Source organism: Arthrobacter sp. efr-133-TYG-118, assembly GCF_030209755.1.
Taxonomy (GTDB): Bacteria; Actinomycetota; Actinomycetes; order Actinomycetales; family Micrococcaceae; genus Arthrobacter.
This window is the reverse complement of record NZ_JARVRH010000016.1, coordinates 66,728-86,159: the sequence shown is the minus strand read 5'-3', so window position 1 is coordinate 86,159 and position 19,432 is coordinate 66,728. Positions and strand designations below refer to the sequence as shown.

Genomic DNA, 19,432 nt, shown 5'->3' with positions numbered 1-19,432 from the left:
ATGGCCGCAAAAATCAGCCTCCGCAATGTCACCAAGCAATTCACCGTCCGCCCCGGCAAGGGTTCCAAGGCCTCCCGGCGCTCCCAGGACTCCCAGCCCGGGGCGGCTGGCAAGACCGGCACGCAAGAGCCCGCTACGCTGACCGCCCTTGACTCCCTGAGCCTGGACGTGCGCGACGGCGAGTTCCTCACCTTGGTGGGGCCGAGCGGTTCCGGCAAGACGACCTTGCTGGACCTCCTGGCTGGCCTGTCCACGCCCACCTCCGGGGAGGTATTGGTGGACGGCCGGCCGGTGACGGGACCCGGGAAGGATCGTGCCGTTGTTTTCCAGCAGTACGCGCTCTTTCCCTGGCGCACGGCGTCGGCCAATGTGTCGATCGGGCTCGAGGGCAGGGGCATCGACGGGCGCAAGCCCAACCGCCGGGAGCGTGCCGCCAAGGCAAGCGAATACCTCAAACTGGTTGGCTTGGCCGGCTTCGAGGAGCGTTTCCCGCATGAGCTCTCGGGTGGCATGAAGCAGCGAGTGGCCATTGCCCGGAGCCTCGCTTACCAGCCCGATGTGCTCCTCATGGACGAACCCTTCGCCGCGTTGGATGCCCAGACCCGTGAACAGCTCCAGGACGAGCTCCTGCGGATCTGGCGGGCCACCGGAAAGACGATCGTGTTCATCACACACGGCATCGACGAGGCCGTGTACCTCGGGCAGCGCGTCGCAGTCCTCAGCGCCCGGCCCGGACGGCTCAAGGAAATCGTGGACGTGGACATCCCGGACCGCGACGGCGAGGACGACATCCGTTCGCACCCCGCCTTCGTCGAACAACGGCACAAGGTCTGGACCTTGCTGCACGACGAAGTCCGCCTTGCCCAGGACGCCGGGCATCGCAAGATCCTGCCGGACGGCACCGCCCCGGATGAAATCCCGGGAACCACTCTCGAAAGGAGCGCAGCCTGATGACCACAACGCTCGCGCAACAGCCCGCGGCGAGCGCCGCACCCAAGCAAGCGCCCGCCGTCGGGCACTCCGGTCCCGTGGAGGAGGGGCGTCGGAGCACGACGGCGATACCCGCCTTTGTACGGACGGCCGCCGCCCGCGCCGGTTCCGCCCTGTGGAAGTCCGCAGGGATCATCGCTTTCCTGGCTCTCTGGGAACTCGGGCCGACATATCTGGCCAGCCCGTCCACCCGGGTATTCCTGCCACCCTTGCACGAGGTCGTGGCCGCGTGGGGCAAGCTGTTCGAATCCGGCACCATCCAGGGGCATTTGGCCGCGAGCCTCACCCGTTCGGTGTCGGGATTCGGCGGGGCCCTCGTGGCTGGCGTTTCCCTCGGTCTGCTGATCGCCTGGTACGGACGGCTCAATTCGGTGTTGAACCCGCTCCTGGAACTGTTCCGCAACACTGCCGCGCTTGCACTGCTGCCTGTTTTCACACTGCTGCTGGGGATCGGCGAGGAGTCCAAGATCAGCATCGTTGCCTATGCGGCGTTCTTTCCGGTCCTGCTGAACACGATCGCGGGCGTCAAGACCGTGGATCCGCTGCTTATCCGGGCTGCGAAGTCGCTCGGCCTCTCGAGCCTCGCCCTGTTCCGCAAAGTGATCTTGCCTTCCGCGGTGCCCACCATTTTCACGGGAATCCGCATGGCCGGCACGGCCTCCATTTTGGTGTTGATCGCCGCGGAAATGGTGGGGGCGAAGGCCGGGCTCGGCTACCTCATTGTGAACGCGCAGAGCAGTTTCCTCATCCCGGACATGTACGCAGGCATTCTCACGGTGTCCCTTCTGGGATTGTCCGTTAATTTCCTCCTAGTAGCCCTGGAACGGCATTTTTCCCGCTGGCGGACCGCCGTGGGGTCCGGGTCCTGACCGTCAATCCATCCATCCCGCAAGTCACAACAGAAAAGGAACAAAATGTCCGTCATTACCGAAACAAAGTTGGAATTCGCCAAGCTCGGATCCCGCATCGGCGCCGAAATCCGCGGCTTCGACCTCAGCGGCGATCTCTCCCCGGAAATCGTGGGGCAGATCCGGGCCGCGCTCAACGAACACAAGGCCCTCGTCTTCCGGGAGGCCAACATTCCCAGCGACGAGGCCCAGGTGAAATTCGCCGGCCATTTCGGCCCGCTCACCACGGCGCACCCGACTGTGGCCTCCGTGGAGGGCCAAGAGAACGTACTGCCCGTGGACAGCGAGAACGGTTCGGCCAACAACTGGCACACCGACGTCACGTTCGTGGTCAACCCGCCGCAGGCTTCCACCCTGCGCAGCATCGACCTGCCGTCCTACGGTGGCGAGACCCTGATTGCTTCTACGGCAGGAGCATATACGGACTTGCCGGACGAGCTCCGGAACTTCGCGGACACGCTATGGGCGATCCACACCAACGACTACGACTACTCGGTGCCGAAGAACCTGGAACATGAGAATGCCGATGAGCGCCGCAAGGAATTCACCCGCATCAAATTCGAAACCGCCCACCCGGTGGTGCGTGTCCATCCCCTGACCGGCGAGCGCGGATTGTTCATTGGGGGCTTCGCGCAGCGCCTTCGGATCGTGGGGCTGTCCAACACGGAGTCGAAGGACATCATCCGCTTGCTGCAGGCCTACGTCACCCGTCCGGAGAACGTGGTGCGCGTGAACTGGGAACCGAACCAGCTGGTGCTCTTCGACAACCGCATCACCCAGCACTACGCCCCCGACAATTACGACGGCCAGCCGCGCAAGCTCAACCGCGTGACGATCGCCGGCGACATTCCGGTGGGGGTGGACGGCAAGCCGAGCCAGTCGATCCAGGGTGACTCGTCCGCCTATTCCGTTGTCGCGCCGCTGTAGCTGCCTTAGCCCAACTGACTCGCAGTTGTTGTCGTTATGAGCCCTCAAAACGACATTAAATGCGAGTCAGTTGGGCTTCACGCGCTTAGGGGAGCTTGCTGCCCCGCGCAGCCACCCACAGGCCGTACCACTCGGTCCGAGTCATGGCTGCGGCAACGGCGGCAGCATCCGCGCAGGCAGCGATCCGCGCCGGGTTGGAACTGCCCAGCACAGGGGAAATGCGTGCCGGATGCTTCATGAGCCACCCCAACAACACGGACTCAGGAGTGACACCCTTTGCCTCCGCGAGCTGGGCGACCAGAGCGGCAGTTGCGGTGTCGGCGGCGGTCTGGGACTCCGGCGTCGAGCCCGTGTACCGGCCCTGGGCGAGGGAACCGTAGGCCTGCAGCTCAATCCCCTGGCTGATGCAGTGTTCCAAGGTGCCGTGCGGGAAACTGTAGCCGAGGGCATCGTCGTGGTTGACCAGCACCGTGCCCTCAAGCCAAGCCCGCCGGTGCAGGCTCATTTCCAGCTGGTTGGCCACGATCGGCACCTCCAGGAGGTCCTGCAGGAAGGCGATCTGCGCGCCGGACATGTTGGACACGCCCAATTGCCGCACCTTGCCTTCCGCCATGAGCTGCCCGACGGCGGACGCCACCTCTGCTGGTTCCATCAGGGGGTCGGGGCGGTGGAGCAGCAGCACGTCGACGTAGTCGGTCCTGAGCCGTTCCAGGCTTCCGTTGACCCGTTCCAGGATGGCATCCTTGCTGAGGTCGTAGTGGCCTTCGACTCCGGGCTGGCCGAGCTTGATGCCGCACTTGGTCTGGAGCTGGATCTTCTCCCGCAGCCCTCGCGTCCTGGCCAGGACTTCACCGAAGACTGCCTCGGACTTGCCGCTGCGGTAGATGTCGGCATGGTCGAACAGGGCGATCCCGATGCCCATGGCGGCTTCGATCGCTGACGCTGCCTGCTCAATTTCGGCAGCCCCGTATTCGCTGCCTTCCCAAGGACCTCCGAGGCCCATGCAGCCATAGATGAGCCGGCCGGACGCGATTTTGCTTTTTGCAGTCATTTTCAAACTCTTTCACAACGCACAGCAACGCGGGGTCACTTACGGCCCGTCCCGAGGGACATTATGGGCCGTAAGTGACCCCGCGTTGCATGGGGGGATTAGACGATCCAGGCCGTCGTGTTTGCCGGGAGCTTGCCGCCGTCGAGCGGTGCGCTGCTCACGACGACGGTGCCTTCCGGAAGTGCCACGGGCTCGGTGCCGAAGTTCGTCACCGACTGCCAGCCGTTGGGCCGGGCGAAGTGCAGTACGGATTCGTTGCTGGAGGGGATCCATTCAAGATCCTCGGCTGCCCGCAGTTCCGAACGCAGTTCCAGGGCCTTGCGGTACAGCTCCAGCGTGGAGCCGGGAACGTTCTCCTGCGCCTCCACCGCGTAGCCCGCGAACCATTCAGGCTGCGGCAAGTGGGCATGTCCATCGCCGAAGCCGAACGACGAACCTTCGCTGGTCCACGGCAGCGGGACACGGCAACCGTCGCGGCCGACGTCCACTCCCGGGTTGCGGAAGAACGCCGGGTCCTGTCGCTGGCCGGCCGCGATGTCGCCGACTTCCTGCAGCCCAAGTTCTTCGCCCTGGTAGAGGTACGCGGACCCGGGCAGGGCGAACATCAGCAGCGACGCGGCGCGGGCACGGCGCAGGCCGAGTTCGGCGTCGACGTCGGCGGCCGAACCGCCGTCGAGCAGCCATTGCTTGCCGTCCTGGCCCAGGCCGTCACGGCCGCCACCCGCGGGCAAGCCGTACCGCGTGGCGTGCCGGACGACGTCGTGGTTGGAGAAGACCCACGTGGACGAAGCACCCGACGCGGCAGCCTCGCTCAGGTTCTTGGTGATGATCGTGCGGAACTGCCCGGCATCGAAATCGGCCTGGAGGAGGTCGAAGTTGAAGGCCTGGCCCAGGCCTTCGGGGCTGGCGTAGCGGGCGCGGCGGTCCGCGTGGACCCACGCTTCGGCGACGGCCGTCCGGGGCGGGTTGTACTCATTGAACACCTTGCGCCACTCGGCGTAGATCTCGTGCACCTCGTCGCGGTCCCAGAACGGGTGGGCGCCCAAAGCGTTTTCGCCCTCCTTGGGCAGCTCGGTCTTCGAAGGCAGAACCTCCGGCAGGTCCTTCGTGAGGGCATGGGCGACGTCGATGCGGAAGCCGTCCACGCCACGGTCGGACCAGAAGCGCAGGGTCTTCAGGAAGTCCTCGCGGACCTCGTGGTTGTCCCAGTTGAAGTCCGGCTGCTCCTTGGTGAAGATGTGCATGTACCACTGCCCGAGCGTGCCGTCGGGTTCGGTGATGCGTTCCCAGGCGGGCCCGCCGAAAATCGAGTCCCAGTCGGCCGGGGGCAGTTCGCCGTTCTCGCCCAGGCCATCGCGGAAGATGTAGCGTTCACGGGCTGCCGAGCCCTTCGGGGAAGCCAGCGCCTCCTTGAACCATTCGTGCCGGTCCGAGGAGTGGTTCGGGACGATGTCCGCGATCAACTTGATGCCCGCGGCGTGCAGGGCGGCCGCCATCTCATCGAAGTCGGCGAGGGTGCCCAACTTGGGGTCCACGTTGCGGTAGTCATCGACGTCGTAACCACCGTCAGCAAGGGCCGAGGGGTAGAACGGGCTCAACCAGACAGCGTCAATGCCGAGGGATTTCAGGTACGGCACCTTGGCGGTAATGCCCTTGATATCGCCCAGGCCATCGCCGTTCGCATCCGAAAAACTGCGAGGGTAGATCTGGTAGACAGCCGCTTGGCGCCACCAGTTGGGATCGGCCATGCGCTCGGAGTCGGTGGGAGTTGCCATGGTGGCGGTGGAGGACAAAGGGAATCCTGTTCTGTGTCGACGCTGCGGTGGATGGGTGTTTATTTAGAATCTAAATTTAGTACCTCAAGTATTATGTGACGCATACCTACAGGAGGTCAACAGCCATGCCTGAAATCGCGACTGCCACTCCGCAGATGCTCCGGCGGTTCAACGCGGCCACCGTGCTCGGAGCCATCCGTTCCTCCAACGCCGTGACGGTTTCCGAGCTGATGGACGCCACCGGACTGACCCGCGCCACCACCATTTCCGTGTGCGAAGACCTCATGGCCCGGGGCTGGATCCGCGAGCTGGAAAAGGACTCCGATACCTACCAGAAAGGCCGGCCCGCACGGCGCTTCGAGCTCGACGAAAGCGCCGGCTGCGTCCTGGGAATCGACGTCGGTGTCCTCAAGACCACCGTGGTGGTGGCCGATCTACGCGGCAAGACCACGGGACGGGCCAGCAAGCCATTTCGCGCCAGGGAGATCGAAGCCGGGGAACGGATCCGTGTCATCAGCCAAACCGCGCTAATCGCCCTCGAGGCTGCCGGAGTGGCGCCGGACAAGGTCCTTGCGGTGACGGTCGGGCTTGCTGCCCCGGTGGGCCGAGACGGAAACATCCTCGTCAGCCAGCCGTTTTGGAGCCTGTTCGACGTCGGCCTGAAGACGGCCCTGCACGATCTGCACGGATGGGCGGTAATGCTGGAGAACGATGCCAACTTGGCGGCATTGGGCGAATGTTGGCGCGGCGCCGGCAGCGGCGTCCAGGACCTGGCAGTGCTACTTGCCGGTGAGCGTTTCGGCGCGGGCCTGGTGGAATCCGGCCGTCTGCTTCATGGCAGCCGCGGCGGCGCCGGCGAGATGGCCTACCTGGACATGGTGGACGGAGTCGGATCAGCGGACGGCCTCGCCGCGCTGGCCAGATTATGGGCAGCGGAAGCCCTGGCGGGAAAGTCGAAAACCACGCTGCGGACGGCAGTCCCCGCGGGCCACGAGGTCACGGCACAGCACGTCTTCGCCGCCGCTGCCCAGGGTGACAAGGTGGCGCTGGGCATCCTGGACCGGCTTTCGGACCGGCTTGCCCGGGTGGTCTCCACGGTAGCCATCTTGCTCAACCCGGAGCTCGTGGTGATCGGCGGCGCTGTGGCAGATTCGGCGTCGGTCCTTCTTGAGCCGGCCGCCCGAAAGCTGACTGCCTACACCGCCACTCCCCCGCGGTTAGCGGCATCGCCATTGGGCGATGCGATTGTGGGCATCGGCGCCGTGCGGCACGCACTGGACCACGTAGAGAAGAACTCCTTGGATCTGGTGTTGCGGCGCGCCTAGTCGCGCCTTGCGGTGCCGGCCGTTTCCCCTGGGCGAGGGCCGTTAGTCCGGCATCGCCATGGTGCGGAGGTCCAGCTGGCGCAGCACCCGGTCCGCCACCTCGGGATCCATGCCGGGCTCGCTCCGCGCCGCGACCACTTCCTGGCGGGCGGCGTCCAGGGCGATGGTCTGGACCGCGATCGCCAGTTCCCTGCCGCGTTGGCGCTTTTCGGCGTCGGACTCGTTCTTCAATGTCCCGTCCAGCAGCTCGGCATGCAAGCGGGTCATCTTTTCCTTGACGAGGGCCACCTTGTCCGCGGGCAGCTCCTTCATCAGATCGTGCTCCTTGAGCGCCGAGATCGCGGCAGTCTGGGCGCGCTTGGCCAAGAGCCTCGCGGCATCTTTTTCGTGCGAACCGTCTTCGGATGCCTTGAGCACGCGCATGAGCCACGGAAGGGTCAGCCCCGGCAGCACCAGGGTGGCCAACAGTACCGCGCAGGCGATGACCAGGATCTCGTGCCGGGCAGGGAAGTCGCTGCCGTCGGCAATAGTCAGCGGAAGGGCCAAGGCAAGGGCGAGCGTCGCGAGGCCCCGCATGCCGCACCAGGTCAGGATCAGGACCTCCTTGGGGGACGTTGGCTGCAGCAGGTTCTTCCGTTTGCGGGCCGAGATTGCCAAGAGCCCGAGCCAGGCGAACCGGACAACGAACACGAGCACGCACACCGCCACGGCCGGGCCAATCATGCCGTAGACGGCGGCGCCTTCGTCCCGGATCACATGCCGGATCTCCAGCCCCACAAGGCCGAACGCCAGGCCCGTAGCGAGAAGTTCCACCACATCCCAGAAGGCGGTGCGCGTGACGCGCTCGGCCGCGTCCTGCGACCGCGCATGCCGCTGTGTCTCGAGGGCGGTGACGACGACGGCGATCACCCCCGAAGCGTGCAGCTCTTCAGCCAGGATGTATGCGGCGAAGGGAATCACCAGGGTCACGGCGCTTCGGGCCACCATGGAGGTGACGAGCTTGGTGATCAGCCGCGTCAACCAGCCCATCGCGATGCCGACAATGACGGCCAAGGCAGCACCGATGACGAATTGGAGTACGACGCCGGCCCCCAGCTTGGTGCCTGAAACCGTCGCTGCCACTGCGGCCTGGAAGATCACGATCGCGGCCGCGTCGTTGAACAGGCCTTCGCTCTGCAGCACGGTGATGAGCCTGCGCGGCATGTGGACGCGGCCGGCAACGGATTCAACCGCCACGGGGTCCGGCGGAGCCACCATGGCACCCAGTGCGATCGCCGCAGGAATGCCGATCCCTGGAATCATGAGCCACGCGGCTCCGGCAACCGCCGCCGTCGAAACTACAACCAGTGCCACCGCCATGAGCAGAAGCGTCCGCCACCGGACCCGGAAGACGGCCCAGGAACTCTTCTGGGCGGTCGCGAAGAGCAACGGAGGGAGGAAGATCGGGAGGATCAATTCAGGCGCGAGGTCAAAATCGGGGAACCCCGGGATGAAGGTCATCGCCGCAGCGAGCAACAGCATCAGCACCGGGTACGGAAGCCGCAAGCGGTCCCCCAGGCCCACGGCTACCACGGTTGCAAGCAGCAATCCAACAATGAGTGCCAACTGGTCCATGTTTCCGATTTCCCCAGACGTCGTAGCGGCAGCGTCCCGGCCGAGGGACTAGCCCTACCAAGATATCCCGGCAGAGCGCAGTCCCGGCCCGGTTTGGAGCCGTCCGCGACGCTTGGGTGCAGCTAGGACGCGGTGAGGGCCTCCACCACGGGCACCGAGCCGTCCCGGAACTCGATGGTGCGGCGGACAGTCTCGGGCAGTTCCAAGACGGCGGCAGCCACCAAGGCGACATTGGCCCGTGAGGTTTCAGTCCCGGTGCCCGGGTCCGCCGGGCTTACCTCAATGAGCGCAGACCCCGGCTCACTGGTCAGCGCGCCCGGGCCCAGGACCGTCCAGTCGAGATCAGTAGCGCGCAGGTACTCGTCGGCTGCGGCTTTGGCTTCTGCGTAAGCGTAGAAGCTGTTGCCCTCGGGAACGCCATGGCTGGGACCTGCGCCGAAGTAGGACACCATCACATAGCGGGCCACGCCCGCCTGCGCCGCAGCATCCATCGAGCGGATGGCGGCGTCCTTGTCCACGGCATACGTACGTTGCGGATTCCCTCCGCCTGCCCCGGCGGACCACACCACAGCGTCGTGGCCGTCAAGCGCAGAGGCGATCTCCGCCGTCGTCGAATTCTCGACGTCAAGTATTACCGGGGCCGCGCCCGTGACTGTGACGTCGGGCGCGTGTTCCGGATTGCGAATGAAGGAAGTGACCACGTGACCTTCGTTGCTCAGGATGCGGGAGAGTTGCAAGGCCACTTTGCCGTGGCCGCCGATGATTGCGATTCGACTCATGGACCCATTCTGTCGCAGTGGTCAAGCACAGCGGTCAAGCACAGCGGTCAAGCACAGTGGTCAAGCACAGTGGTCAAGCCCTCCCCAGGACGGCGGGTAAATTCTCGAAAAATGGCCGCTCCGCATTTGCGGAGGGGCATTGCCGAATTCGTAAATTCTCCGGATAAATATGATTACTAATTACTAAGCAGGCTTAGTTTAATCCTAAACACCCCTCCGCCCCCGCGGGCTGGGAGCACGGGCCCGTGCAGGCAACCTCCCGCCACCGAAGAAGACTTACGAGTGCTTGGCGGGCAGTCGTAAATAAAAGCAAGTGGCACCCACTCGTGTGGAGGGAATTTCCCATTCCTACACTCAAATCACCTGCAGCAGGAAAAGGAATGCCTCATTCATAAATCTCATTGATGGATATATCCAAAAAACCGGGCTACATCCCGTTGATGGACATATTCAAAATGGGCGGAATCGAGGGATTCCTCAGTGCTGCGCATTTATGCAAAAGGGTCTCAACAAGCGCCATCCCCTGCGCCTGCGTATCACTTCCCGGGCCAGCCAACCGACCGGCCCCAGAAACGATGAACCACGGGGATCCGACATGTATCAGCAGGAGTACAGGCACAGCGGGATCAGCGGAGGCAACGTCCTCACCCTGATATCCGCGGGGGTAAGAACACTCACGAGGTACAAGGCATCAATAGCCACCTGGGCGATTGTGGCAGTGGTCGCCATTGCGGCCGTGACGATGCAGAACGACGCACAGGTACTTGCGCCGGCGGGCACGAACGCCGCAATCGCCCCGCACGTCGGTTCGGGAGCCGGGATTGCCGCGCCTTCGCAGGCCGATGCCAGTCCGACGCCGGCAGCCACGCAGGCGCCAGTACAGGCGCAGGCGCCGGCCGCAGTCGCAGCTCCACGCGCTCCGGCTCCTGCGCCTGCTCCGGCTGCTGCGCCTGACACGAACGCCTACACGGTGGTCAGCGGCGACACCGTTGGCTCGATAGCTGCCAGGTTCGGCGTCGACGTCAACGGGATGCTGGCAGCCAATGGGCTCAGCGCCTATTCCGTCATCGTGCCCGGCCAAGTGCTGAAGCTGACAGGGCCGCCGGTTGCCGCGGCCCCGGCACCCGCTCCGGCGCCTGCACCAGCCCCGGCTCCGGCTCCGGCCCCCGCTCCGGCGGTGCGGACCATCTACGTTGCAGGTTCAGGCGGCCAGGCCGCCGTGGACAGTTGCATTGGCCCGATCCACTTCACCCCCACGGACGCCTACTCGCTGTTCATTACCGAACATGATTTCTGCGGCGGGTGGGCACGATTCTCGGGCATCGGCGTCGGCGAAACGGTGAGCATCCCCGGTTACGGCACGTACACGGTGACGGCACGCGGCCAGGTGCCCCAAGGCGGGACCACCAACAACGTCGCAGCGGTATTCGGAGGCTTTCCTCGGGCGATACTACAGACATGCATCCCGGGCACCAATCAGATGCTTGTCATCGCACTGAACTAAGGGGATCCCGGCGACAGGGTGTGTGCGCGCGCCAATCCTGACCCTCTTTGAATCCGAGAAGGCCCCGTCAGCGGCGTGTCGTCGGCGTGTTGCGCGGCATCGCTTTTCAAAGAAGGTCAGGACGGGAGGCCTTGGGGCTCCGCCGTCCCGAAGAGGCGGAATCTTCCGGCCAGAGCTCGCTCAATACCCTCCATTTTGGGAGACTGGACCAACACCTGAGAGTGGGGCGAACTTGGACGGGCAACAATGGATCTGGGTTGCGACGGTGCTGGTCGTCGCGGCGATAGTAGCCATTGTCATGGCCTTTGGACGCCGGTGACAGCCGCCTGTTGATCGCAAGCATGTAGCACCCGCATATGACTTCGCCCCGAGCCCGCCTGGGCATCGCGGCCCGGAAGTGACCGTTTCTCAGGGCGCGGCAACTTCGCGAACTTCCGCTGCTTGTGCCTCAGCACCAGCAGGTGGAAAGAACACATCAGCACAACTGTGATGCCAAGGAAGACCACAAGGTCCATGAGATAGCGGCCAAAATCCACGAGCAGGAATGCCTTTCGGTCCGGACAACCTCCTGATCGTAGCTGGAGATAGCCCGCCGACGAAACCGCCCCATTACAGGGTGAACCTCAAGGAAACACTAAGAAAAGATCAAGATTCAACTAAGACTGCCCGCTCGCGCGCCAAATGCTTATGCAAGAATCTGTTTGTCCCCTAAGGAAGTGGCCAACTTCGAGAAGCGCCGCCACCTGAGGATTGGGGGACACCCAAGTGACGGCGCCTCTAAAAACTATCGGCAGCTCTCGCGCGCTCTCAGCTTTTCGACAGGATCTTTACGAAATCTTTACGGCAAGTGCCCAGCAGACTTGTCGGCTTCGGTCAGGACCAGGGGAACGCTTGGCCTGCCGGCGAAGGGCGACTTCTTCGATCGGCGTCTTGCTCGGCGCGACTATACCCGGAAACGAAAAAATCCCCGCCGTAGCGGGGATTTTCTTGGTAGCGGTGGGGAGGCTCGATCTCCCGACCTCACGATTATGAGTCGTGCGCTCTAACCAACTGAGCTACACCGCCACGAATGAGAAAAACCTGCATCAAGCCGGTCAAAAACCGCCTTGACACAGGCCCTCATTCAGAGCCCCCCACCGGAATCGATCCGGTGACCTCGTTCTTACCAAGAACGCGCTCTACCACTGAGCTAGGGGGGCAACGAGTAAATACTCTACCGGACGATTTCTCAGGCCACAAATCGGCTGCGGGACAGGGAAAAACGGCGCCGACACAATTTGCATCCGCACGGGATTCTTGACCCGGAAAGAGTCTGAATCAGGGCAAGCGGAGCACCTGGCCCGGGTAGATGTGGTCCGGGTTGGGCACGGTATCCGCGTTCACTGCGATCAGGGCATCCAAATCAACGCCGAACTGCATGGCGATGCCGCTGAGGGTATCGTCTGCTTCCACTACGACTTCGGTGACCTGCCGTGCGCCGGCGGCGGGAGCACCGGCGTCGGACACTGCGGCGCCCGGAGCCGCGAGAGCTCCTGCTTCCGCTGACGGGTCCGGCCCGGCACTTTGGACCGTCTCCCCCGTGGAAGCCTCAGCGGCCTCCTGCGGGCCTCGGAGGGCCCTCCAGTCGCCTTCCGTTCGGCCTTGTCGAAGCCGAGGTTCTTCTTCAATCCATCAAGGAATCCCATGAACCTACCTTTCCACAGCGGACGCCGGACCTGGGCCACCGTTAACCCGCGCCCGTTAAACAGCCAGAGGCCGGCTCGAAAGCCGGCCTCTGGCCAGAAACCCAGGAACTAGTCCTGTTTACCACTTACCCTTGCGGTTGAAATCGCGGTTGCCTGCGTCGCCGCCAGTGCGCGGCTTGCGTGCGGCGTTGCCGCCGTAGCTGCCCGTCCCGGTACCGGCGCCGCTGCGCTCGCTGTAGGAACGGCCGCCGCGGTCAGCGGAAGAACGCTCGCCACCGGCGTAGCCGCCGCGGTCGCCTTCAGTCTTACGGAACTCCTTCTTGAAGCCACCGTTGCCCTTGAAGTTTCCGCCACGGTCTCCACCGGAGTAGCCGCCACGCTCGCCGCCGCGGCTGCCACCGGAGTAACCGCCACGCTCGCCGCCCCTGTCAGAGGCAGGCTTGCGACCGTTGTCCAGCTCGAGGTGGATCAGCTCGCCGCCGATCCGGGTGCGGGACAGTGCACGCAGTTGCTCGGGGCTCAGGTCCGCCGGAAGCTCCACGAGGGAGTGGTCCGAGCGGATGTCGATGCCGCCGATCTGTGCCGAGGAGATGCCGCCTTCGTTGGCAATGGCGCCAACGATCGAACCCGGCATGACGCGCTGGCGGCGTCCGACGGCGATCCGGTAGGTGGCGTTGCCCTCGGTGAGGGTGCGGGTGGGGCCACGTGAACCGAAGCCGTCCTTGGAGCGCTCGCGCTTCTGGAATTCCGGTGCAGCCGGCAGTTCCTTGACCAGGAGCGGCTGGCCGCCCTGTGCCATGACGGCCAGTGCAGCAGCGATCTCCGAAGCCGGAACGTTGTGCTCCTCTTCGTAGGAGGAGATCAAGTCACGGAACGCGGCAACGTCCTCGGACTCGAGGGTCTCCGTGATCTTGTCTGCGAACTTGCCCAGACGCAACGTGTTGACCGTCTCGGCGGTGGGCAGATGCATTTGCTCAACCGGCTGGCGGGTGGCCTTCTCGATCGAACGCAGCAGGTATTTCTCCCGCGGCGTCATGAACAGGATGGCGTCGCCGCTACGGCCTGCACGGCCGGTACGGCCGATGCGGTGGACGTAGGACTCGGTGTCGTGCGGGATGTCGTAGTTGACCACGTGGCTGATGCGCTCAACGTCAAGGCCACGGGCCGCGACGTCGGTGGCCACGAGGATGTCGATGCGGCCTTCCTTCAGCGCGTCGACAGTCCGTTCGCGCTGCTGCTGCGGAATGTCACCGTTGATGGCGGCGGCCTGGAAGCCGCGGGACTTCAGCTTGTCAGCCAGGTCCTCAGTAGCCATCTTGGTGCGCACGAAGGCGATAACGCCGTCGAACTCTTCCACCTCGAGGATGCGGGTCAGCGCATCGAGCTTGTGCGGGCCCATGACCTGCAGGTACCGCTGGCGCGTGTTGGCGCCGGTGGTGGTCTTGGACTTGACCGAGATCTCGGCCGGGTTGTTCAGGTACTGCTTGGACATGCGGCGGATCTGGCTCGGCATGGTGGCAGAGAACAGCGCAACCTGGCGGTCTTCCGGGGTCTGCTGGAAGATCTGCTCAACGTCCTCGGCGAAGCCCATGCGGAGCATCTCGTCGGCTTCGTCCAGTACGAGGTACTGCAGCTCGGACAGGTCCAGGGAACCCTTGGAGATGTGGTCGATGACACGGCCCGGGGTACCGACAACAACCTGTGCACCGCGGCGCAGGCCAGCAAGCTGCGGGCCATAGGCGGAGCCACCGTAGACGGGGAGGACCGTGAAGTCGTCAATGTGCTTGGCGTACGAGGTGAAGGCCTCGGCAACCTGGAGCGCGAGCTCGCGGGTCGGAGCGAGAACCAGGGCCTGGGTCTTGCGGGACGGGCCGTTGAGGTCGTGGAGTTCGGCAAGGCGGGACAGTGCCGGTACTGCGAATGCTGCAGTCTTACCGGTACCGGTCTGGGCGAGGCCGACGACGTCGCGGCCTTCGAGCAGCAGCGGAATGGTTGCTGCCTGGATCGGAGACGGCTTCTCGTAGCCGACGTCCTGCAGTGCGGCCAGGACGCGGGGGTCGATTCCGAGGTCGACGAAGCGGATGCCCTCTTCCTCTTCCTCGACGGGTGATTCGGCCTGGGCCGCAGCCGGGGCCTCAGCCTTAGCGGGCGCCTCAGCGGGTGCCTCAACAAAGGCAGGAGCCTCAACCGGGGCCGGGGCCTCAGCGGGCGCTGCAGCCTCGATGAACTCAGCGGCGGGTGCGGTTTCGGCGATCTCGACGGCGGTCTCTGCTACTTCGGCAGACTCGGCGACGAACGGGTCGTTCAGGTTTTCGGGCATAGGGGAAAGTTTCCTCATCCATAGGGGGCCAGTCGGCGCGGCCCGGTTGGGCTTGGCCGCAGTACACGTTGCGGGCAGAAGAACCAGGAGGTTCTGGTGCTCGCAAGAAGTCCGGCGCTGTCGCAATCCCATGGCAGGACTTCCCGCTGCATCTCTTGGCTGCTATCTCAGCAGTCTGTACAGCGTTTTCTTCGCCCGGCTCTCCCTATGAAACTGCCCACACACATTTTGCGGGCCCCAACACTGACCAGTCCTGCCTCAAGAATTGGGCAGGAAAAAGGGATTTCCGGAGTGGGGGATATTTCAAGTGTAGGGCACAGATTGGTCCCTTGGCGACATAACGGTCGACGGCGGCGGTGAGCTTGCGCACAATCCCGCCCCGAGCGCCCTCAAGACCGCCCTTCAGGACCGCCGTCCGAGGGCGGCTTTCAGGCGTCCACCCCGTTGCGGCGCATGAGCTTTTCGAAGGCATCGTGGTAGTCGGACTGCAGAAGGACTTCTCCGTCCGCCTCGGCGTCGAGAAGCAATTGCATGTCATCGAGGTTGGGGTTGCTGAACCACTGCCCCACCGTGATGCCATGTTTCGGCACAAATAGTTTGTGGATGTAGTCACCGGCCGAAATGGTGCCGGTCTTGACCACGCGCAGGTAGGTGCCGACCCGCCCTGCTTCCGTGAAGCGCTTGACCCACTGTGGTTCATTCATGCGGCGCTGGAAGGTTGCGCACGGCACACGCGGAGATGTGACCTCAACTTCGACGTCCAGGCCGATCTTCCACCGTTCGCCGATCACGGCACCGCTGGTCTCGATTCCGGCAACGCGAAGGTTCTCCCCGAAGATTCCGGCGGGCATGTCCCTCTGGAGTTCATTCGCCCAGTAATCGGCGTCCGCCTGCGAGTACGCATAGAGCGCTTGGTCCTCGCCACCGTGGTGGATCCGGCTCGCCTGGATGTCCCCGTGGATTCCCAGCTTGTGGACCTTCACGGGCCCGTCAACGGGGCGCTTGTCAATGGCCGTCACTCCTACCGACCCTTCGGGATCGGGCAGGAGCTCGTATACCCGGCAAACAGCAAGCAACGATGCGGTATCCATGACTACAGTCTACGTACGCAGCTACGGATCGAAGCGATATCCCATGCCGGCCTCGGTGTGGAGGTGGCGGGGCTGGGCGGGGTCGCGTTCGAGCTTGCGACGGAGCTGGGCAATGTAGACACGCAAGTACTGGGTCTCCTTGGCGTAGGCCTGCCCCCAGACCTGGGTGAGGATCTGCTGCTGGCTGACCAGCCGGCCGGCGTTGCGCACCAGCAGTTCCAGGATGTTCCACTCCGTGGGCGTCAGCCGCACTTCTGCGCCGTCCTTGGTGATCTTCTTTCCGGCCAGGTCAACCAGGAAGTCGGCGGTCTGGAGTGTCGGCACCTCATGCCGGGGCGCTGCCCGCCGCGAGGCGGCACGGAGCCTGGCAAGGAGTTCGTCCAGACCGAAAGGCTTGGTCACATAGTCGTCGGCTCCGGCGTCGAGGGCCTCCACCTTGTCTTCCGAACCGTGCCGGGCGGACAACACGATAATGGGCATACTGCTCCAGCCACGGATGCCTTTGATCACATCCACGCCATCCATGTCCGGCAGCCCAAGGTCGAGGACCACGATGTCCACTGGCTGCTGGGCCGCCGCCTTGAGTGCGTCTGCGCCGTTGCCGACGCTGATGGCGTGGTAACCGTGGGCATGGAGATTGATTTGCATCGCCCGGGCGATCTGCGCCTCATCTTCCACGATCAGCACGAGGTTCAAGGCCGCCCTCCTGTCCACAGAGGGAGTGTGACCACCATGGTCAGCCCGCCTCCCGGCGTCGCCTCAGCCATGAGCGTACCGCCCATGGCCTCGGTGAACCCTTTGGCGACAGCGAGTCCCAAGCCGATTCCACTGCGACTGTCCCGGCTGGATGGAGAATCATCGAGTCGTTGGAAAGGCTGGAAAAGCTCCAGGACTGCCGCGGGTGCGATTCCCCAACCGTGGTCCATCACCCGCAGTTCACTGGCCGGCCGCCCGTCCACCGTGATGCCCGCACCGGTCCGCGCCACCAGCACAACATCGGAGTCAGGCGCGTATTTCACTGCGTTTTCCACGAGGTTCGCCACGACGCGCTCCAATATCCCGGCGTCGGCCTCTATATACGGAAGGTTGGCAGGGAGCTCGTTGCGGATGCGCTCCCCCGGCACGCCTCGCAAAGCCTCCGGCATGATCTGGTGCCAGCCGAGTCCGCGCAACAGCGGGTTCACGGCATCCGCGGTGATTCGGGACATGTCCAGCAAGTTATCCACCAGGTGATCCAAACGGTCCGCGTAGTCCTCGATCGTGGCCAATAGTTCGCGCTCGTCTTCGGGGGCAAATCTCACGTCTTCCTGTCGCAGGCTGCTGACAGCAAGCTTGATTCCCGCGAGAGGAGTGCGGAGATCATGGGAGACGGCTCGCAGGATGGAGGTCCGCATTTTGTTGCCTTCCGCCAGGCGCACGTTGTCCTGCCTGCTCTTGACGAGCTGCTGGCGCTCCCGCAACGCCACTACGAAGGCGCCGAACGCCGCGAGCATGCGGCGATGCTGTTCGGAAAGCGGTCCGCCCCGGAGCAGGAGCGTGTAGTTGCGATCGACGACGGCGGCATGGTCGGCGGCCGCGTGGGTCACCGGCGGTTGAATCCCGGAGCTTGCAAGGACCTGCCAGTCGGGGCCGGGGGCGTCCGGAGAGTCAAACGTGGAGAGCAGCGTCACTGCGTCCATGCCGAGGTTGACGCGGACCTTGTTCAGGAATGATTCGAGGCTGCCGTCCGAGCTCAGGATACGAAGGGCCAATTCGCTGAGGGCTTTTGCCTCGGCGCCGGAATGCGCGGCCTCCTGAGCCCGTCGTGTCGCTAAGCCGACGGCGAGCGCCACGCCGCACGCCACCGCAAGGAAGATGACCAGAGTGAAAAGGGTGGCGGGATCCGCGATGGACAGGGAACCCACCGGATCGGCCGAAAAGTAGTTCAAGAGCATGCTGCCCAGGACGGCGGACACCACGGCCGGCCACAACCCGCCGATTGCGGCAACCGCGGCGGAGACAGCCAGCTGGAAAAGCATGATCATGGCGAAGTTCCGGTATTGCAGCACGGATACCACGACTTCGATGGCGACGGGTAACAGCAGGGCCAGGACCAGGCCCGCCAGAATGCGGCGTCGCCCAATCCCCTTGACTGCCGGTAGCGGCAGTCCAATTGCGTTCACGTCCGCCGCGGCCATGGCTCAATTCTGGCACGGCGCAGGTACACCCCCGGCGTCGACGGTCCCTGCAGGCCGCTGCGGGGAACATGTCCGGCCTTAGGATGCTGCCATGAGCCATTCAACGACGAATACCTCCGATGTCCTTGCCCTCGACTCCCTCTTGAGCTCCGAGGAACTGGAGCTTCGAGAGAAGGTACGCGATTTTACGGACCAGCGGATCCGGCCGAACATCGCCCGCTGGTACGAGGACGCGGTCTTCCCGCGGGAACTGCCTGCCGAACTCGGCGAACTCGGCGTCCTTGGCATGCATCTGGAGGGCTACGGCTGCCCGGGCCGCACCGCCGTCGAATACGGCCTCGCCGCCATGGAACTCGAGGCCGGCGATTCCGGCATCCGCACCTTCGTATCCGTCCAGGGCTCTTTGGCCATGACGGCGATCCACAAGTGGGGCAGCGAAAAGCAGAAGGAACAATGGCTCCCGCGCATGGCCGCGGGCGAGCTGATCGGTTGCTTTGCCTTGACGGAACCGACGGCGGGTTCGGACCCCTCGTCGATGGCCAGCTTTGCGCGCCGCGAAGGGTCGGGCGACGACGCCGGCTGGGTGCTGAATGGTTCGAAGCGCTGGATCGGGATGGCATCGATCGCCGACGTCATGGTGGTGTGGGCCAACACCGACGACGGCATCCGCGGCTTCCTGGTTCCGGCCGGCACTCCGGGAGTCACGGTGACTCCGATCGAGTCGAAGCTCTCCATGCGTGCCTCGATCCAGTGCGATGTGGCGTTCGACGCCGTCCGGCTGGGTCCAGAGGCCCTCCTCCCGGGTGCCCAAGGCCTCCGCGGCCCGTTCTCCTGCCTCAACGAGGCCCGGTACGGCATCGCGTGGGGCGCGATGGGAGCGGCCCGCGACTCCTACGAGGCCGCGCTTGAATATGCCGGAAGCCGCATGCAATTCGGCAAACCCTTGGCCAGCTACCAGTTGACCCAGGAGAAGCTTGTGAACATGCTCCTGGAGATCCAGAAGGGCAGCATGCTCGCGCTGCATCTTGGACGGCTCAAGGATGCAGGCAAGCTGCGCCCGGAGCAGATCTCGGTGGGCAAGCTCAACAATGTGCGGGAGGCAATCAAGGTCGCCCGCGAAGCCCGCACCATTCTGGGCGGCAACGGCATCACGTTGGACTACCCGCCGTTGCGCCATGCCAACAACCTGGAATCCGTGCGCACCTACGAAGGGACGGACGAGGTACACATGCTGATTCTCGGCCAGCACATCACGGGGGTTCCGGCTTTCCGGTAGCTGGCTCTTG

At 64.4% G+C, this 19,432-nt stretch carries 15 protein-coding genes and 2 tRNA genes; 6 read left to right on the top strand and 11 right to left on the bottom strand.

Annotated features, from left to right (window positions below; translation table 11 throughout):
• Genes QRN59_RS14825 through QRN59_RS14815 form a run of 3 tightly spaced genes read left to right on the top strand, consistent with a single transcriptional unit; the run spans window position 1 to window position 2,825 of the window.
• Entirely contained in the window at window positions 1–951 is a 951-nt protein-coding gene (locus tag QRN59_RS14825; RefSeq protein ID WP_284983262.1) for an ABC transporter ATP-binding protein, read from the top strand.
• Entirely contained in the window at window positions 951–1,859 is a 909-nt protein-coding gene (locus QRN59_RS14820) for an ABC transporter permease (protein WP_284983261.1), read from the top strand. Before QRN59_RS14825 ends, QRN59_RS14820 begins: the two co-directional genes overlap by 1 nt.
• 45 nt (window positions 1,860–1,904) lie before the next feature.
• The gene (locus QRN59_RS14815; protein ID WP_284983260.1) at window positions 1,905–2,825 is read left to right on the top strand and encodes a TauD/TfdA dioxygenase family protein; all 921 of its coding nucleotides are present in this window, start codon (window positions 1,905–1,907) and stop codon (window positions 2,823–2,825) included.
• 85 nt (window positions 2,826–2,910) lie between these two features.
• Here the strand turns inward: QRN59_RS14815 and QRN59_RS14810 are convergent, their stop codons facing one another.
• Both QRN59_RS14810 and QRN59_RS14805 read right to left on the bottom strand, forming a co-directional pair.
• Window positions 2,911–3,876 (bottom strand): aldo/keto reductase, encoded by a 966-nt coding sequence (locus QRN59_RS14810; RefSeq protein WP_284983259.1) that lies wholly within the window; start codon window positions 3,874–3,876, stop codon window positions 2,911–2,913.
• A 98-nt stretch (window positions 3,877–3,974) separates the two neighbouring features.
• Complete coding sequence (locus tag QRN59_RS14805) at window positions 3,975–5,669, bottom strand: glycoside hydrolase family 13 protein (RefSeq protein ID WP_284983258.1); 1,695 nt, start codon at window positions 5,667–5,669, stop codon at window positions 3,975–3,977.
• Window positions 5,670–5,776: 107 nt separating this feature from the next.
• Here QRN59_RS14805 and QRN59_RS14800 point away from each other — a divergent pair, with 107 nt between their 5' ends.
• Window positions 5,777–6,976, top strand: a complete 1,200-nt coding sequence (locus QRN59_RS14800; protein WP_284983257.1) for an ROK family transcriptional regulator — start codon at window positions 5,777–5,779, stop codon at window positions 6,974–6,976.
• Window positions 6,977–7,018: 42 nt separating this feature from the next.
• Here the strand turns inward: QRN59_RS14800 and QRN59_RS14795 are convergent, their stop codons facing one another.
• A complete protein-coding gene (locus tag QRN59_RS14795) occupies window positions 7,019–8,590 on the bottom strand; it encodes a Na+/H+ antiporter (protein ID WP_284983256.1) in 1,572 nt (523 codons plus the stop codon).
• A gap of 122 nt (window positions 8,591–8,712) precedes the next feature.
• The gene (locus tag QRN59_RS14790; RefSeq protein WP_284983255.1) at window positions 8,713–9,369 is read right to left on the bottom strand and encodes an NAD(P)H-binding protein; all 657 of its coding nucleotides are present in this window, start codon (window positions 9,367–9,369) and stop codon (window positions 8,713–8,715) included.
• Between the two features lie 595 nt (window positions 9,370–9,964).
• Between QRN59_RS14790 and QRN59_RS14785 the strand changes: the two genes are divergently transcribed.
• A complete protein-coding gene (locus QRN59_RS14785) occupies window positions 9,965–10,873 on the top strand; it encodes a LysM peptidoglycan-binding domain-containing protein (protein WP_284983254.1) in 909 nt (302 codons plus the stop codon).
• Between the two features lie 988 nt (window positions 10,874–11,861).
• Here the strand turns inward: QRN59_RS14785 and QRN59_RS14780 are convergent.
• From QRN59_RS14780 to QRN59_RS14750, 7 genes are all read right to left on the bottom strand, one after another.
• Window positions 11,862–11,938: transfer RNA gene (locus QRN59_RS14780), tRNA-Met, on the bottom strand.
• 62 nt (window positions 11,939–12,000) lie between these two features.
• Window positions 12,001–12,072: transfer RNA gene (locus QRN59_RS14775), tRNA-Thr, on the bottom strand.
• Between the two features lie 118 nt (window positions 12,073–12,190).
• Window positions 12,191–12,379 (bottom strand): LysM peptidoglycan-binding domain-containing protein, encoded by a 189-nt coding sequence (locus QRN59_RS14770; protein WP_284983253.1) that lies wholly within the window; start codon window positions 12,377–12,379, stop codon window positions 12,191–12,193.
• 297 nt (window positions 12,380–12,676) lie between these two features.
• Window positions 12,677–14,878: a DEAD/DEAH box helicase gene (locus QRN59_RS14765; RefSeq protein ID WP_284983252.1), complete on the bottom strand. Its 2,202-nt coding sequence runs from the start codon at window positions 14,876–14,878 to the stop codon at window positions 12,677–12,679.
• A 428-nt stretch (window positions 14,879–15,306) separates the two neighbouring features.
• Entirely contained in the window at window positions 15,307–15,969 is a 663-nt protein-coding gene (locus QRN59_RS14760) for an MOSC domain-containing protein (RefSeq protein ID WP_284983251.1), read from the bottom strand.
• A 21-nt stretch (window positions 15,970–15,990) separates the two neighbouring features.
• Complete coding sequence (locus QRN59_RS14755; RefSeq protein WP_236812356.1) at window positions 15,991–16,665, bottom strand: response regulator; 675 nt, start codon at window positions 16,663–16,665, stop codon at window positions 15,991–15,993.
• Complete coding sequence (locus tag QRN59_RS14750) at window positions 16,662–18,146, bottom strand: sensor histidine kinase (protein WP_284983250.1); 1,485 nt, start codon at window positions 18,144–18,146, stop codon at window positions 16,662–16,664. The genes QRN59_RS14755 and QRN59_RS14750 overlap by 4 nt, the downstream gene beginning before the upstream one ends.
• Before the next feature lie 91 nt (window positions 18,147–18,237).
• On the opposite strand from QRN59_RS14750, the gene QRN59_RS14745 reads away from it, so the two are divergent.
• Entirely contained in the window at window positions 18,238–19,422 is a 1,185-nt protein-coding gene (locus QRN59_RS14745) for an acyl-CoA dehydrogenase family protein (RefSeq protein ID WP_284983249.1), read from the top strand.
• Window positions 19,423–19,432: the final 10 nt, after the last annotated feature.